Genomic DNA, 17,381 nt, shown 5'->3' with positions numbered 1-17,381 from the left:
TACTCCGACGAATTCCAGCATCTCGCCTGCCGATCTCCTATCAGCTTTGGCGAGCGTCAGAGACTCATACGTTGACTTGAGCTTCACTCCGATTACTCCGTGGAAAAAGACTTCGATGAGGTCACGGGTGGAGGCTCTGTCGACGCTCCGAAGACGCAACTCGGAGTGGCTCACCCCGTATCGCCACGGGCGGAACCTCCGCTCAATTAGCAGTGGCAGGTCAGCCCCCTCTGGGGGGCTTGCCTCAGCGTACGAAGGGATTGGCAACGGGTGCCCCGTTTCGGTAGAAGGTCACACGCGGCCAAGAGCTCGGATTGTCCCGTATGAAACTCAGCTCCCACGCGGTCGCGTGCCCGTCGAAGATGGGATCCAGACCGCTTCCAGCTCCGGCAGCGGCCACGGGATCCTCGATACCGTCCAGATTAAAGTGGATACTGGTTTTCCCGTTCTTGACAAAGTCCTTGAACTCGCTGACCCAGTTGTCGCCCCCGGACGGCCAGTCATGATAGGACTTCGCCCCCTTCGAGTCGGCGAAGCTGAGCAGCGCCATGGGATCACCATCGACTTCGCTAAGACCGAGCGCGATGTTCTCACAGGGTCCACTGTTGTGGACGAGGATCGGCGCGGCCCCCGCCACCACATAGTACGTGTGGAGATCGGCGACGGTGAGGTTGTGAACACGCTGGTAGGCGGACCATTTCTTGATCGCGGAGATCTGAACGTAGGTGCCGGCCGAGGTACGCAGCGACATGCCGGGGGTGAGATCCCTGGCGTCGACCCACCTGTGCAGTTCAGGCACCCAGAAGGGGTGGATCTCGGTGGCGATGACCAGACCCGTCTTGTTCCCCTCCTTGCCGTCGGTGTCGACGGTGATCTGGACGAGGTTCTTGTCGTCCTCACCGGTGATCAGTGCGATGACGGGTCTGGCCTCGGTCTTGCCGGTCTCGGGGTCGGTGGCCAGGACCTCGTCTCCGACCTTGACGTCCTCAATCGGCTTTCTGGTGCCGTCGGCCATGAGCACCTCGGTGCCCGGGACGAAACTCTGGCGGCACGCCTTGGAGGCCTTTCTCATCTTGTTCCCGGCTCGGACGGCCTTGCTGCCCGCCCGAAGAACGCCTACGGCCGCTTCCGCGCCTCTACCGAGAGGACCGGCAAGGATGCCCACGGCGGCCCAGGCGCAACTGCTCCCGTCACCTTTGGCGCAGTCAACATAGTCCGCAGCGAAAAGATCGTAGAGCGCGGCTATTTCAGACTTGCCCCAGTTGCACTTCTCGTGTCCGATCTTCTGGCACTGTTGGAAGTAGGCGTTGATGTCCTCACCGGGTTTGGGGCTGGGAGTCGCCTTTGTCGTGGAGGCCTGCTTCTTCACGGGCTTCGGCGGTGACACCGGAGGCGGCGGAGTGGGACTCGAAGCCTTCTTCGGGGCGATGCCGCCGGCGTCTGAGGAGGCCACGTTGAAGTGGCCGTCAATCTCCACGATGCCGATGGGGTTGCCGCCGGTGAAGGCGTAGCGGTTGGAGGTCCAGGGGTCCAGGCCGAGGCCTAGGTCGTCCAGGGCTCCGTCGTAGAAGTCGAGGGTCAGGAAGCGGTTCAGGCCCGGGCTGTAGTCGCGGAAGCCCATGTCGTAGGTCCCGGTGGAGTTGTCCCACCGTTTGGCGTTGAACCGGTAGGGGTTGTACTCGTCCTTGCCGGGGTCGGCCGGGTCGGGTCTGTCGACGCCGGTGAAGAGTTTGTCGTCGTTCTTGCCGTAGGCGGTGTAGCCGTAGGTGGCACGGGTGTCGCCGGTCTCCGAGGTCAGGGTCTCGACGTCGGTGTGGGCGTTGTAGCCGTAGTAGGACGACTCCTCCCCACCGTCGGCCTTGGCCTTCACCTGCGACAGGCGCTCACCCCACGGGCTGTACTGGAAGGAGCGGGTGAGCTTGCCCGCGACCTCCTCGTCCAGCACCTCCTCCGACAGGCCGAGGTAGGAGTAGGCCGTGGTCTTCGCCGTGGCCGTGCCTGTCTTCTCGGTCTTGGACGTGGTGCGGTCGAGCGGGTCATAGGTGTAGGTGGTGACGGTGCTCGCCCCACCTTCGCCGAGCTTGTCGTGCCTGGCGATGTGGTCGAAGCCGTCGTAGGTGTACTTCTCCAGGGTCTGACCGCCGCCGTTGACGGTGCGCAGCCTGCCGTACGGGTCGTAGGTGTAGGTGGTGGTCGCGCCCGCGGTCACCGAGGAGGTCAGCCGGTCACGGTCGAAGGCGAAGGTGGTCGTCTTACCGCCGACTGTTTCCTCATAGAGGTTGCCATTGGCGTCGTGCAGATAGGTTTCGGTCTCGGCCGCGCCGCTGGCCGGGGTTTTGACGCTTCTGGCGATCCGGTCGCGCGGGTCGTAGGTGTAGGTGTAGTCGTTCTCCAGATAGGTACCGGGATTGTCGGCGTTCTGGATCTTGGACAGATCGTGGGATCGCTGCAGGTTTCCCTGGTAGCCGATGGTGTGCTCGGACACCAGCGTGCCATTCGGCTTCTTCTCGATGGAGTGCCGCAGCAGTCCGTCGAGGAAGTAGTCGTAGTCGACGGTGTTGCCGTTGGCCTTGGTCTCCCTCAGGCGTTCGGCCCTGGCCGTGTAGGTGTAGGAGGTGACCTTCGGCGAAGTGTCGGTGGCGGACTTGGCGTTGGTCACCCGCTCGACAAGGTCGCGCACGTCGTAGTCGTAGGTGGCGACGGTCTTGTCGTGGGTGCGCCTGGTCGGAGCACCGTTCTCGTTGTAGGTGTAGGCGGTGGTGTTCTTCACCACGTCGTCGAGCTTCTCGATGATCCGCTCGACCTGGTTGAGACCGGTGTAACCGATGTCCCAGGTGTCGATCTTGGCGTTGGCGGAGTTGTCGACGATCCTCGTCAGGTTGGCGTTGGGGTCGTAGGAGTAGACGAAGTCCTTCTTCTCACTGTCGGCCGCGCCGTTGTCGTGGACGAGCTTGACGGAGTCGGCGGCGACGGTGCCGCTGGCCCTGTCGGTCAGGGTGACGCTCTGTGCCCCGCCCTCAACGAAGGCGAAGGTGCCGATGGAGACCCACTCTCCGGCATGGGTGCGCTGGTCGACCTTGGCGGTGCTCTCCTTGCCGTCATGCTTGACGGTGTACGCGGCGTCGGTCGCGGTCGCCCCTGCTGGGTACTTGACATAGACCTTGTAGGAGCCCCGTACCGGAATGGTGAGGCTCCAGGTGAACCTGTTGGCACCGGAGCCCGCGGAAGCGGTGGCGTAGTCGAATCCGGTGAAGTCCCTGTGGGGTCCCACCGAGACGGGGGCTGTCTTCCAGGAACCGGTCGCGGTTGTTTGACCAGTGTCGGAGTTGTCGGCGAGCACTACGTCCACATCGAGCGGGACTCCGTTGTCGGCGTGGGTCTTGAGCTTGCCATCGGGGAAGTAGCTCCACGTCACGGCTCGCTGGGAGGAGCCGCCCGCCGAGGTCACGGTGCGGTTGGTCTGCAGGCCGAGCGCGTTGTAGTCGTAGGCGGTGGTGATGTCCCACGGGTCGGTGGAGGTCTTGGTCCAGCCCGTGTCCCAGTACGACAGCCTGGTGACGTTGCGGACGGTCTGTCCGTGCGAGGGCGGCGCCGAGACCTCCTTCAGACGGGAGAGCTCGTCGTAGACATACTTCACCGAGTCAGGGGTGTTGAACCTCGGGTCGTCCTGGTCGAAGGGGTAGATCTCCTCGACAGGCCGGTTGAGCTTGTCATACCTGGTCTCGGCGATGAAGTCGGTCGGGTCGTCGGCGGTCTCGACTCCGCGTGGAGTGACAGTCTGCGTCTGGTTGCCGGCCTGGTCGTAGACGAACCTGGTAGTGACGTATTTGATCGTGCCGTCGGTCTCCGCGTGTGGGACCCGGGTCTCCACCACATCACCACGTTTGTCCAGGGTGAGCAGGGTCTTGTTGCCCTCCTGGTCGGTCGTTCCCACTACCAGGCCGTCGAGGTCGTAGTCGGTCGTCGTCCGGTGGCCTGCGGCGTCCCTGGCCTCGATGGGCCGATGAGCGCGGTCGTAGGTGTAGGTCGTGGTGTAGTCGGTGGTGTCCGGGGTCGCGTTCTTCCGCGGATCGACCACCTTGACGGTGTTGCCGACGTTGTCGTAGCTGTATGTGATCTTCTTCTGGTCGGCGTTGATCACGTCGGTCAGCTGGTAGATCGGGTCGTACACGTACGTGGTGGTGAAGTCGCCGGCCTGGGCGGTGAGGTTGCCCTTGGGTTCAACCTGGGTGAGCAGGTTGCCGGCCAGATCGTAGGTGAACGACGCTCTACGCTCGGGGCCGTCGTCGACATCCTTGGGCAGAAGCGACTCAAGCAGTTGGTCGGCCTTGTCGTAGACGGCCGTGGACACCGCCCCGTTGGGCGCGGTCACCCTGGTGATGTTGTCGTTGGGGTCGTAGACGGGTGCGGGGGTGACGACGAACGCCCCGGCGTCCTGGTCCTTGGGGGCCTTGTTCTCCAAGGGCCGACCGAAAAGGTCATAGGTCTGAGTGGTCCTCTTGCCCAGCGCGTCCGTCACCGACAGCACGTCACCGCGCACGTCGTAGGCGGTCGTGGTGACCTTGCCGTAGGCGTCGGTGATCTTCTCTGGGTAGCCCGTGGAGTGATAGGAGCCGTAGGTGGTCGGGTTACCGTTGGCATCGGTCACCTTGGTCAACTGGCCGAGCACGTCGTAGTCGTACGACGTGGTGTAGTCCCCGGCCGTGGGCGTTGCGACGCCGAGCGGGTCGGTGACGGTCTTCAGGTTGCCCTTGGTGTCGTAGCCGAAGGCCCATCCGCGTCCCTGGGGACTGGTCTTGCCGATCAGGTCGGCGACGTAGCCGTTCAGCGCCGTCTGATAGCCGAGCACCGTCGCCGGGGTTCCGTTTCGTACGGCCTCAGCGTCCCTGAGCTCCAGCGGATAGCCGGTCTTGGAGTCGTACCTCCAGGTGGAGACGGCGTTGTTGGCCTCGGTGAGCTTCGTGACGTTGTGGTCCTCGTCCCACTCCAGGGCTGTGGTCTCGTTCTTGGCGTTGACGACCGACGCCGCTCTGCCGTATCCGTCGAAGGTGTAGGTGGCGGCGTGTGACAGCGGATCGGTGACGGTCGCCCGTACAGCGGTGCCGCCTAGCGAGACGTAGTCCACCCGGGTGGTCCCGCCGAGCCGGTCGACGATGGTCGCCAGTTTCGACCGGCCACTGAAGTCGAGCGGAGAAGTGCGGTAGGCGAAGCGGGTGGCATTGCCGCGCGGGTCGGTGACGGAGGTCAGCTTGACGTTGCAGCTGCCACGCGGCGCGTCATAGACGAAGCGGAAGGTCTTGGCCTGAGCGTCGCCCGCGCCGTCGACCAACCTGGCCAGCTGTCCTCTGGCGGTGTAGGTGAAGGTGACCTTCCGCCCGGAGATGTCGGTGACCGAGGCGAGGTTGTCGGCGATGTATGGGTTGGTCAGCCGGGTGCCCTGCGCCTCCTGCCCGTCCTCACCGATGTAGGAGTATTTCTGCCCGCGCTTGTAGTAGTCGAGGGTCAACGTCCTGCGGCCGGCCGCGTCGGTGATGTATCGCAGATACTTGCCGGGGCGGTTGCCGCACAGGGCTCGTTCGTAGGTGAACGACATGGTGTTGCCGTTCTTGTCGACGATCGCCGACTGGTAGCCCTCATCGTCGAAGAAGAACTGGGTCCGGTCCGGCTTGGTCATCACCCAGGAGCGGCGCGGGTCGGTGGAGCCGGTCCGCTGCAGGTAGAGGTGGATACCTCGGGGGTGGGTGTAGTCACAGGTGGCTGGTGTGCAGGTTCGCACGTCGCGACCATGGGTGTCGAGCGTCCACAGATGGCTGGTGCCGTCTCCGTCTGTCAGGCGTACCTTGGCTGGCCAAGGTGAACGCCACGGCAGGAACTCCAGCGGCGAGCCGAGCCGCTGCACCGTCGAGGTCTGCAACGACCAGCCGTGTCCCATCACAGAGTTTGAGGTGTCCAGGGAGTTGTAAGTCGCCCTGACGAAGGTCGAGATGCCTCGCGAGGGGTTGGACAGCGCGTTGTAGTTCCACACCAGGTTTCCGGTGTGCGGGTTGACCAACGCGGTCGATCCGGCACCGGTGTTCTTGCCGGTGTAGGAGTAGAACTTCTCCGATCCCAGGAAGTCACTGGTCGGCCTGACGATCCGGATGAGCTGTGGCAACCGGGGCAGATGGTGGGAGGAGGACTTCCAGGTCCCGGTGAGTGTGTCCTTGACGTCCCAGGCAAGTGTGTACGGCTCCGCCGCGTTGTCCGCCTCGGACCCCACCGGGGCCTTGATCGACGCGTTGACCATGGCAGTCTCGCCGGGCGCGAGGTCCATGGGCAGCGCGGTCAGAGCCTCGTTGGAGGCGTCGGTGACGTCGGTCTCGTCCGGCAGTTGCCACCGGTAACCCAACGAGGTCGAGGCGGCAGGCCAGGTCTGGTCGGTGGTGTTGGTCACCGAGACCCGGACCGTCTGGTTCTCCCCGGCGTCCAGGGCCACGGGGGTTTCCGGGGCGTAGAAGGCGGAGGCTCCGTCGGTCTTCTCCAGGTAGGTGACGCGAAGCCTGGGGCGCAGCAGCGGCTCGCCATCGGCCTCTCCGGACAGGAAGGACGCCGACTGTTTGGCACTGCCCGCCTCGTTGGCCACCTTCACCAGCAGCCCGTACGCGGACGCCTGGTCGGCGACCCAGTCCTTTGCCGCCGTGGTAACGGTCCAGGTGCGCCAACCCGGTGTCGCGCCGAGCCCGGCCACGGTTCCCAGGGCCGTGGCGGTGAAGTCACCACCTGGGGCGGTCCACGTGGTCGAGCCGTCCGCCTTCGTCCACGTGGCGTTCTCGTCGAAGGCCCGAGTGAGCTTGTGCGCGGCGAACGACGCCCCGGAGCCGGAGGTTCCCACGTTCCACAGAGACAACGTCGCCTCACTGACCTGCGCGTCCGCGGGGATCTCGGTGGCGAAGTCGTCGAACTTCAGCGCTGCACGGGTGGTCGCCGGGGCGGTGGTGGTGTTGCCGACCTGCAGCAGGTTCCTGCCGCTGATGGTGTCGTGGCTGGTGTTCGGCTCGCCCGAGGCGATGGTGGTGTCGGCCCCGCCGTACAGGATCTTGGAGATGTGACCGGGTTTGGGCATGACCACCGTCAGCTGCTGTGAGGGCAGGTCCCGGCCGTCCTTCGTCCTGACCACGATCCAGTAGGTGGCCTCGTGGACGTAAGAGGGATCGGCGACCGCCTCTGGATCACCGCCACCGGTGGTGTCGGTGTAGGAGGTGACGTCGGCGGGCAGCGGGGTGACCAGGGTGTCGGCTCCGACACCGCCACAGCCCGAGGGACAGTGGCGGTGTACCTGGTACTCGACGATGTCGTCGGAGTCGTCATTCGGTGTCGGGTCTTGGTACGGCGTCCATGACAACCGAGCGCCCGTCGCCGAGACCGTGGTGACCGGGTTGAGGACGACCGAGGGAGCGCCGTAGGTCACCAGCAGTCGCGGCATGGTCGTGGTCTCACCTGTCATGCCGTCGCCGCCGTAGACGTCCTCACCCGCCTCGTAGACCGGACCGGCGATCTTCGCCGCGGCGCTCTCGTCGGCCGCCTTGAGCACGAATCCGTTGGCGGGAGTCTCGATGTCCGCCAGCCACCGGTTGACCACACCGGTGACCTCGAACGAGTGCCATCGGTTCAACTCGCCAGGTTGACGGGTCACCGACGCGCTGACCGCGTTCGCGAAAGTGGGCTGGGTGTTCCAGGTGACGTCGAAGGAGGTCCAGGCAGCAGTGATCTCCCGCGCCTCGACCGTGACCGGCCCGGTCTCGCCCAGCGCCTGGTCAAAGTAGGTCTGCAGGCGCGCGTCGGAGATCTGCGCGCCGACCGGCAGGTCGCTGAGGTTGAAGTACAGCAGCGCCCGGCTGACTCCGCTTGAGGAGATCCTGCCAACGGGCAGCTTCCAGGAACCGTCGTAGTTGGTGGTCTTGGCAGCGGAGCTGACGTAGGCGTCCATCCCGCCGAAACCGTCGGCGACGATCTTCACGGTCGGGTCAACGACCACCGGCCACTTCCGGTCGGCAGCGGCCAGCCAGCCCGCGTCGGGCTTCACGGTGATGACCGCCTGGTCTGCGTGCTGCTCCAGGCTCTGGGTGACGGCCTCAGAGTGGCGCCTGCCGTACGGCGAGGTGGCGTCCGGCTGGGCGTCGAGCATGAACGGCTTGGGCACGGAGAACACCGGCATGCCGTCTGCGGTGAACACGATCGACCCGTCTGGCCGCTGCTCAGTCCGCACGCCGTCGGAACGGACGGTGAAGGCGAACGAGGCGTCCGGTGCCGGGGGCTTGGACAGCACGATGTACTCTTTCACCCCCACCGGGGTGACCTTGAACACCAGGTCGGCACCGTCCCAGACGCCATGGTAGGTGACCTTCGATCCGGTCACCTGCGGGGAGACCGGCCGCGCTTGGCCCGCAAGACCGAAGGTGACCTGCCGGTCCCCCAGCCTGACATTGAGTAGCTTGTCGGTCGTGTTTCCGAACCGGGAGCCGAATCCGGCTCCGTCGTTGCCCGAGACGAACCCCTCACCGGGCTTCATCCCGGAGAGCGCTGTGACAGAGGTGTCGATCTTCTGCCATCTGCCGGACGAGTCCCGGTAGTGCAGGGGGGTGACAGACAGCTCCGCCTGCCTGCGCCCGTCCTCAAGTTCGTAGACCGTACCGAAGCGAGAGCGCTGCCCGGTCAGTTCCTTGGTTCTCTTACCAGGTGGCCTCGTACGACCGACGGCCGGACCACGACCAGGCAGTTCAGCCGCCTCGGATGCGGGACGTGTTCCACCCACAGGGGTGTCCGTCCCACCAGTGAAGGTCTCTCCCGCCCAGGCGACAACTCCTCTCAGAAGGTTGTCGAACTTGACGGGCAGTTCGGGCGGGCCGTCCGTCTGGGCGAGTGCGGCGGTCGGGGAAGCCGAGGCCACCAACGCGCACAGCAGGACGGTGACCAGTAATCGAAGACGACCGTTCCGGCGGCCTTTTCTCCGGTACCGCTGCGGCAGATTCATGCGCCCACCTCCATTGGAGCGAGAAACACAAAACTCCGCGATCGTAAGAAACAGATCAGCCGCTGTAAACAATGACAGTCGGTTATCGCACGTTTACACAGTAACACCGGAGCCGGAACAGACGATAGTCCAATTCGGTTACATGCGACCCTGGAACGTTCCATCAAGAGTGAACGGTGATTCTCGATGACCGTAAACAGGACGAGGTACGTCACCTCTATTACATGAAGTGGCCATCCAGACACCCATCAAAGAAAAATAAATTCCTTTTTCATGCCGAAACACATGGCGACACAACAGGTCCAGCACCCTGCGTGCACGCAGCTTCTCCCTGTGTTCGACCACGAAGAACATGCTTGTAACCTTCCCGGTCATGGCCCATCGAAAATTGGAAAGAAACGGAGAATCCGCCAGTTCGACGAACTCTCCCAAAACGACCCGTCCGAATATTTCCTAAATTGTCAAACCTAACAACCCGAGGGGCGGCCCGGATGCCGCCATCTGGCACGGTTATCGCCGAGGATTCGGCCGAGAAGAAAACCCATGACTCCTACGAGGAGCATTGTGGCGGCCAGGCCTTCGTAGTCGAGGTCGTCGCGGACGTTGAGAATGGCACAGCCAAGGCTTTTGGAAACGCCGAGCATCCTGCGGGGAAGAACATCACCCAGGCGACGCTGAGGGTAACCCGCAGCGCCGTACCGAGAGGACCTGCGAGGGCTCGGTGCTCGCACCCGACGCCGAGGCCCTCGCCGTACGACTTGCCGACGTGCGGGGGCGGGCTCGCCACGTCCAGCGGGCACCCGCCCTGGTCGATCCGCGTGGTCATCCGGTTCCGCTTCGACGCGGCGGAACTGGCCCTCACGGCGCCCCGGCTTGAGGCAACCGTGAGTGTCGGGCTCGGTTGCGTCGCATCAAGCCCGGCGGACCGTGGACCGCGCGAGGTGGCGTTCCTCGCGCGGTCGCCGAGGGTGTTCAGGGCTGGGTGGGGTTGGCCCTGGTTATCACCTCTTCGGCGGTCAGGGGGGCCTTGGGGTGGTGGGACAGGCAGAGGGGGACCAGGGTTTTGGCGAAGGCGGTTCCCTCGGCCGCCAGGTAGAACTGGCCCGTCGTCAGCCGGGAGACGTCGGCGACCGCGCCGCCCTTCGACCTGGCCATCTCCTTGGCCGCCTCGATCTGGGCCGGGGAGTTCAGCAGGCCGTAGAACTGGGTCGCGGCGTTGCCCGGAATCCAGTTGTGCAGCCCCTTGGGCGCCTGGGTGGCGAACACCAGGCCGAGGCCGTACTTGCGGGCCTGGGTGGCCAACGCCAGCGTGCTCCGCGTGCAGGCGGTCGTCCCACCCGAGGGCGCGAAGGTCTGCGCCTCATCCATCACGAACAGACCGCCGAGCGGACGGTCACCGGCCGGATTCCTCCTGATCCAGGCGAACAGCGCCATCTGCAACTGGTTCACGAAGCTCTGCCGCTGTTCGTCCGACGGCAGGCCGACGAAGCTGATCACCGAGATCCGCGCCCGCTTCCCCGGAGGCGGGGTGAGCAGCACGCCGGGATCGACCGGCGTCCCCTCCCCGGCGAACAACGGGTCGTTGACCATGGCCGCCATCAACGTCTGCGCCAGTTCGGCCGCGATCTTCCCGGCGTTGGCGAGTTCGCTCACGCCGTACGGCAGCTCCGCGAGCAGGTCGACGAAGCCGGACATGCCGACTCCGCCCCCGCGCCCGTAGTGCACGAGGGCCTCCCTGAGCACGGCCAGCCCGACCTCGGTCTTCGCCGTCCTGGTGGTGAGCTTGGCGCGCGGCGCGAGCGAGGCCACCGCGGCGTCCACGGCGACACCGAACTCGTCCGGGTCGGCTGCGACGCTCGCGAAATCCGGCAACGGCTGGAAGCTCAACGGCCGTCCCGCCTTCCGCCGTGGCGTCCAGACGACGACGTCGGTGGCCGCGAGGTACTCGGCCGCCTTCTCCGCGTCACCCGGCCCCCAGCCCTGCGGCGGTTCCGGCCAGCCGTCACCGAGTCGCGCGAGGTCGTTGTTGGGGTCGAGCACGATCGCGGAGACCCCCCGGAGCGCGCACTCCTCGACCAGCCTGCGGATGAGGACGGTCTTCCCCGACCCCGACCCGGCGAAGATCACGGTGTGCTTCCTGAGCGCCTCAAGCTCGACCGAGACGGGCCGGCCGCCGATGACGGTGTTGCCCAATGGCACGTACGGCGGCTGCTCCGTGATCTGTGGGGTCACGGACCGGGAGTCCACGGGCCTGACGGGTTCGGGGGTCACGGCGCCGGTGGGTGTGGGGGTGGGGATCGGTGCGGGCTCCGGCTCGGTCCTGGGGAACGGCTCCGCGACGCCGTTCGAACGCTCGGCTCCGGTCTCGGGGAGCGTGCCGCCCGAATGCTCGGGCTCTCCCTCGGGGAGGGTGTCCCCCAGGGCCTCGCGGAGCAGTTTCACGTCCCGTGCCGGACGCCGTACGGCCAGCCAGGCCCGCAGGTTCGGCGGGTTGTCCGCGTACAGCTGCCGCAGCGCGGCCAGGACCCTGAGGTCCTCCTCGTCGACCGTGAGCACCCGGCCGCCCGCCTTCTCGAACTCGGCGACGGCGGCGATCGTCTTGGGACCCTGCGTCCAGGCCACGTTGCGCAGCACGAACAGCCGCCTGCGGGAGACCTCGGCGTTCAGCCCGGCCGTGACGGAGGCGGCGCGCAGGCGGCTGAGGGCGGCGATGTGGTGCGTGGCGGCGATGGCCCGGAACGCCCAGTGCTCCTCGTCCTCGGTCTCCTCGTCCAGGGTGCGCCGCAGTCGCGCGTGGAGCGGGGGCTTGCTGCTGGGCGGCGGGTCCACACTGAACTGGGCCCCGGCCTCACCGAGTCCGTCGATCCAGGCCGAAAGCCCGGCCGCGAGCAGGGCGGGCATGACGGCGTCCTCAACGGTGGCGTTCAGGGCGTCGTCCGTGGGCGTCAGCTTCTTGAGATCGGCGAACCGGGCATCGAGCTGCTCGAAGGCGGAGGGTGGAGTGACCGGGATAGGCAGCCGGTCGATGGTCTGGTTGAGGTGTTCCAGCTCTCGTACCTCTTGGTTCTCCTGACAGGCGTCGATGTGTGTGTCGATCCTGATCAGGAGCTGCCGTGGGGTGTACTCACTGGCTTCGTCGAAGGCGCTTGGTCGTACCGGCCAAGTAGGGTAAGGCGGTTCGAAGCCGATCTCCGCGAATCGTGCGGAGAATCGCTTCTCAACCAGAGCGCGGGCGCTCTCAGCGTCCGGGAGAGGCTTGAGGTCGGGCATCACCCTGAACCGGTCGCGTGCGGTATCGATGGCGTACGTCTCGACGAGCGTCCAGGTCTGTTGCAGTGAGGAGATGATCGTCAAAGTCCTGCGGGTATTTTCGCGCAGCGACATCAGACCTCCTGCCACTTGGTCGATCATGATCAGGTCGTGCCAGTCATGCGCGGCCGTACCGTCAGTGCCAAGTGGTGAATGAGCGACAAGCACGTCGAGCTGATCGACAGCGATGACGGACGGTCCGGTCAGCGCGAGCAGCCGGGAGATGTCCTTGACAATCTCCTGCGGCGTCTTGGGCAACTGCCGGATTCCCCAGGCCGTGCGCCCGTCGGATTCTTCCTCCCGCAGCGCGCGTAGAAATCCTTCACCGACGTCCTGGGCGTCGTAGTCAGCTCCCGCATACAGCACAAGCGCACGCAGAGTGTCCTTCGTGTCCTTGCCGACATGGGAGTTGAGTGCGCGCACCCCGTTCACGAAGGTGTCGAGGCTTTCTCGTGTCACTGCGCGGTTCCCAATCACCTCACGGTGTACGCCCCGAGGCATGTCGGTGAGTTCGGACAACCGTCGCAGCAGGATCTTGAGCTGGGTCTCTCCCTCGGCACCATTCCTGGACAGGCCGTCAAGCATGGCGAACAGCGTGCTCTCCCAGAAGGTGCGTGCGTCCAGCAGGCTGATCAGGAAGAAGTAGCCACCATCCTGTTGGATACGCTCCCGAATCCAGCCGAGCAGGTGGGTCTTGCCCGATCCTCGTTGCCCTCGCAGAACCAAGCCGATCGGGCTGGTCGCACCGCCAGTCGCCACATCGTCGAGGCCACTGAGGATGGCGCGTTCCACGGTCCGGTTCAGGCCCTCAACGTGGAAGGTGGAGGGGCTCCACACATCTTCCGGGCCCTCAACGTAGTTGATCCTCAGCCTCTGGAGGACTTCAAGCTCCCGGCTGCTCACAGCGCCTCGATCGAGATGAGGTGCTTCTCCTGACCACCGAAGGTCACTGCCGCAGTCCTGGCCTCCGAGGTGAGAACCTTCCTGTTACTCTCCGGCACGATGCTCACCCCTGGTGTGCGGATCATGCCCTTAAGTGCGATATCCACTTCTTCCCGTGTGGCGTCGCCGAGCAAGGGTCGCAGTCGTACCAGGCCGATCAGCTCGCCAGGCTTATCGGCCAGTTCGGCATAAGCAGCGCGGATGCGCGCGGTGATGTCCCCGGCTGGGACCTCCTCGACAGTTTCCGCTTCAACCTGAGGGGCCACTGGAACGTCTTCCAGCAGGAAGAGTTCATTGAACTTCTGCCCACTCTGCGCCAGAACGCGACGGACCAGGGACAACAGGACAAGGCTCATCGCCCCGCCAGCACCACGGACCGTGGGGACATTGGTGTTGGTGATAGCCGCCAGCTGCTTTCCCCCCTTGTCCGTCAGAGTGTGAACAAGAGAACGCCCCTGCTTACGGCTCTCAATGAGCTTCAGGTCGTTCAGCTTCTCGCGTGACTCCTTCCTGAAGGTCACGCCATAACGCCTGCTGAGGTCAGGATTGGCGATCGCTTCCCCCTCATACGCCAAAAGCACCAAAACTGTGATTTCAGTGAACGAAAGCCCTGAATCAGACATATCTCTATCCTTTGTGCGTGGCGCGGTGGGTGCGGAGAAAGCGCTTCAGTTCTCGGAGTACGGACGGCATATCGGTCAAGACGCGCTCATTGGTAAAACGGATGACCGCGTAACCGTCCTCAATGAGGCGTTCGTCGCGCAGACGGTCTCCAGCGAGCTTCCTCGGTCTGCGATGGTCGGGGCCGTCGAGTTCGACGACGCAGCGTTCGGCCTGCCAGATCAGATCGACCTTGATGGGGTTGACCAGCGGATGCGGCTGGTAGGTCTGGTTCCAGGCGCGCCCCGCCGCCCAGGCGTGCGCACTGAGCGCCCGCTCCAGAGTCGCCTCGACGGAACTCCCCGGATGCGGACGCCCCGCCACGGCCGAAGAGGCCGGAGGGCCGCCCATCGATGAAGCCCCAGGAGACGAGGAACCGCGCGCGGTGAAGGCCGTAGAACCGTTCATGGAGGAACCGGCCAGCGGAGAAGCCGAAGAACCACCCGTAGAAGGAGCCCCGGCAGCCGGGGAACTCGTCCCTGGTGAGGCGGGGCCGTACTCCTGGAGAGATGACAGCACCGGGACTCTGTCGACCGTGGTCAGGGCGGCTCCGGTGAGGCAGACGCCCAGGTGGCCGCGGTGGGTGAGCCATTCGGCCGCCGCCACCAGCGTCTCCTCCCGGCCGGGCGAGAGCCCCTCGGGGATCGTGGCCAGGACCACGGTGTGCGGGCGGCCGAAGCTCGCGGCGAACGCCATGGCCAGGCCCTCGGCCCGCGTCTCCGGCGGGACGGACCGGTGGGGAAGGCGCAGGCCCCCGCCCGCCAGGGAGCGCGCGGCGAGGTCGGCCAGGAAGGCGGCGAGGTCGCGACGGCCCCGGACCGTCCGCCTGGCCAGTTCGCGTACGGCGGGCAGCGCGAGCCCGCCCGGCCCGGTGATGTCCGCGGCCTCGGGGAGCCAGGCGGGGTAGAGACCGGTGACGGCCTTCTCCAGCGCGTCGAGCACCTCGGCGACCGTCTCCCGTACGGCCGGGCCGCCGCCCATGGTGTGGGGAAACATCGCGGACGCCGTGGTGGTCGTGAAATCGGCCGAGGACGACGGGGTCGAGACGGCCTTCGTGGCGACCGTGGGATCAGCCCGGTGAATCCAGACGACCCGCCGCGCCGGTGGCTCGTTCCACGATCGCACCATGTCGTTTCCTCCGGGCCGCGGAGTTTCAGCCCGGTGGAGACCGGGTCTTTTCCGGATCTCCCGCCTGTCGCGGTCGTTCTCCGGGAAAACGGTGGACGCCCCGGAGAAACGGGCCTGGCGGTACGTCAACCCGCACGAGCGAAAGATCCAGGGAAAAGACCATAGGGGAATGCCTGGACCCGTGTATAGATTTCCTGGGAAATGCCCTTAAGGCGCTAGTTGGGACCGTACCGGACTCGGGGCGACGAGTCCGGTACGGCGTTCAGCACGCGCGCAGGAAACGGTCGAGAACCCTGGTGCCGAACTCCAGGGCATCGACCGGCACGCGTTCGTCCACCCCGTGGAACAGCGCGGTGAAGTCGAGATCGGGCGGCAGTTTCAGCGGTGAGAAACCGAAGTGCCGCACGCCGAGTCGCTGGAAGGACTTGGCGTCCGTGCCCGCCGACAGCATGTAGGGCAGGAGGCGGGCGCCCGGATCCTCCGCCGTGACGGCCGTGGCCATCGCCTCGACGAGCGCCCCGTCGAAGGTGGTCCGCACCGGGGGCAGGCTGTCCCACTCGCGGATGATGTCCGGGCCGAGGACCTCGGCGAGTTCGGCCTCGAAGGCCTTCTCCCGCCCGGGGAGCATCCGGCCGTCCACGGTCGCCCTGGCCACCGAGGGGACGACGTTGGCCTTGTATCCGGCCTCGAACATCGTGACGTTCGCGGTGTCCCTGAGGGTCGCGCCGATCATCCTGGACAGGTTCCCGAGGCGGGCGACGGCGGCCTCGGGGTCGTCGGGGTCGAAGGGGACGCCGGTCACCTCGGCGACGCCGGTGAGCAGCTCACGCACCGGGTCGGTGAGCACGAGCGGGAAGCGGTGCTGTTCGAGGCGGGTGATCGCGGCGGCCAGCTTCGCCACCGCGTTGTCCCTGTGCAGCATCGACCCGTGCCCCGCCGTACCCCTGGCTGTCAGCCGCAGCCACATGACGCCCTTCTCCGCCGTCTCGACGAGGTAGGCGCGCACGTCGTCGGCGAGGGTGACCGAGAAGCCGCCGACCTCGCTGATCGCCTCGGTCGCGCCCTCGAACAGCTCGGGGCGGTTGTCGACCAGCCAGCGGGCGCCGTAGAAACCGCCGGCCTCCTCGTCGGCGAGGAAGGCGAAGATCAGGTCCCGGGGCGGGACGACGCCGTCGCGTTTGAAGGAGCGCGCGACGGCCAGCGTCATGGCCACCATGTCCTTCATGTCGACCGCGCCGCGTCCCCACACGTAGCCGTCGCGCACCTCCCCGGAGAACGGGTGCACCGACCATTCGGCCGGGTCGGCGGGCACGACGTCGAGGTGGCCGTGGATCAGCAGCGCGCCCCGCGCCGGGTCGGCCCCCGGCAGCCTGGCGATGACGTTCCCCCTGCCCCGGGCGCCGGACTCGACGTAGGTGGTCTCGTAGCCGACCTCGGACAGTTTGGCCGCGACGTACTCGGCCGCCGCCCGTTCGGTTCCCGGCGCCGTGGGGTCGCCGGTGTTGGTGGTGTCGATCGCGATGAGTTCACTGGCCAGGGTCACGACCTCGGCGACGGCCGTCTCGACGCTCATGCGACGGGGACGACGGGGATATGGTCGGGGACGCGCACGGCGAGGAACGTCGTCGTACGGCGGAGCCTGAACCCGAGCGACTCGTAGAGGCGGATCGCGTTCGTGTTGCTCGCCGCGGCGTGCATGAACGGCGTCTCGCCCCGGCCGCGGATGCCGTGGGCCACGGCGAGCACGAGCCGGGTCGCCAGCCCCTGCCCCCGGAAGGCCTCGTCGGTGCAGACGGCGCTGATCTCCGTCCAGCCCGGTGGGTGCAGCCGTTCGCCCGCCATCGCGACCAGCGCGCCGTTCCTGCGGACGCCGAGGTAGGTTCCCATCTCGATGGTCCGGGGCAGGAACGGCCCCGGCCTGGTCCGTTCGACGAGTCCGAGCATCTCCGGCACGTCCTTCCTCTCCAGGCAGACCGCCTCCTCGTACGGCGCGGCGCGCACCCCGTCGTCGACCAGCTGGACACCGGCCAGCCGCATCACGACCTCCCACCCGTCGGGTGGTGGGGTTCGTACCCCGTTGAGGGGGACCACCTCACCGGGGCCGACCAGCGTGGCGATGTCCTCCCAGTCGGTGGCGTCGGGCTCCTCGGGGAGCGCGGTGAACGTGGCGACGTCGGCCGGGTAGCGCAGCACGTTGCCGCGCCGTTCGGCGAAGTGGGCGTGCGGTCCGTTCAGGGACGACCTGGCGGGGGCGTCCAGGGGATGCGGCTCACCGGCCGCGTCCCACCCCGAAGGCGCGTTCGACATCCGGCCCTCCATAACCCTTTATTCC

Annotated in this window: 6 protein-coding genes; all 6 read right to left on the bottom strand. The window is 66.2% G+C overall.

The annotated features are described in order from the left end of the window. Positions 1-244 precede the first annotated feature (244 nt). A complete protein-coding gene (locus ABZ470_RS22330; RefSeq protein ID WP_362913480.1) occupies positions 245-9,010 on the bottom strand; it encodes a DNRLRE domain-containing protein in 8,766 nt (2,921 codons plus the stop codon). 972 nt (positions 9,011-9,982) lie between these two features. Continuing rightward, positions 9,983-13,078 (bottom strand): DUF87 domain-containing protein, encoded by a 3,096-nt coding sequence (locus ABZ470_RS22325; RefSeq protein WP_362913478.1) that lies wholly within the window; start codon positions 13,076-13,078, stop codon positions 9,983-9,985. 140 nt (positions 13,079-13,218) lie between these two features. After that, positions 13,219-13,884: a hypothetical protein gene (locus tag ABZ470_RS22320; protein WP_362913476.1), complete on the bottom strand. Its 666-nt coding sequence runs from the start codon at positions 13,882-13,884 to the stop codon at positions 13,219-13,221. A 4-nt stretch (positions 13,885-13,888) separates the two neighbouring features. Continuing rightward, positions 13,889-15,049, bottom strand: a complete 1,161-nt coding sequence (locus tag ABZ470_RS22315; protein ID WP_362913474.1) for a DUF559 domain-containing protein — start codon at positions 15,047-15,049, stop codon at positions 13,889-13,891. A gap of 262 nt (positions 15,050-15,311) precedes the next feature. Further along, the gene (locus ABZ470_RS22310) at positions 15,312-16,622 is read right to left on the bottom strand and encodes a M20/M25/M40 family metallo-hydrolase (protein WP_352014501.1); all 1,311 of its coding nucleotides are present in this window, start codon (positions 16,620-16,622) and stop codon (positions 15,312-15,314) included. Beyond that, positions 16,619-17,356 carry a GNAT family N-acetyltransferase gene (locus tag ABZ470_RS22305; RefSeq protein ID WP_362913471.1) on the bottom strand — a complete coding sequence of 246 codons (738 nt, stop codon included), beginning with the start codon at positions 17,354-17,356 and terminating at the stop codon, positions 16,619-16,621. Before ABZ470_RS22305 ends, ABZ470_RS22310 begins: the two co-directional genes overlap by 4 nt. Positions 17,357-17,381: the final 25 nt, after the last annotated feature.

It is taken from the genome of Streptosporangium sp. NPDC020072 (assembly GCF_040631445.1).
Classification (GTDB): Bacteria; Actinomycetota; Actinomycetes; order Streptosporangiales; family Streptosporangiaceae; genus Streptosporangium.
The sequence above is the reverse complement of the archived record's forward strand: the minus strand, read 5'-3'. Positions and strand labels throughout refer to the sequence as shown.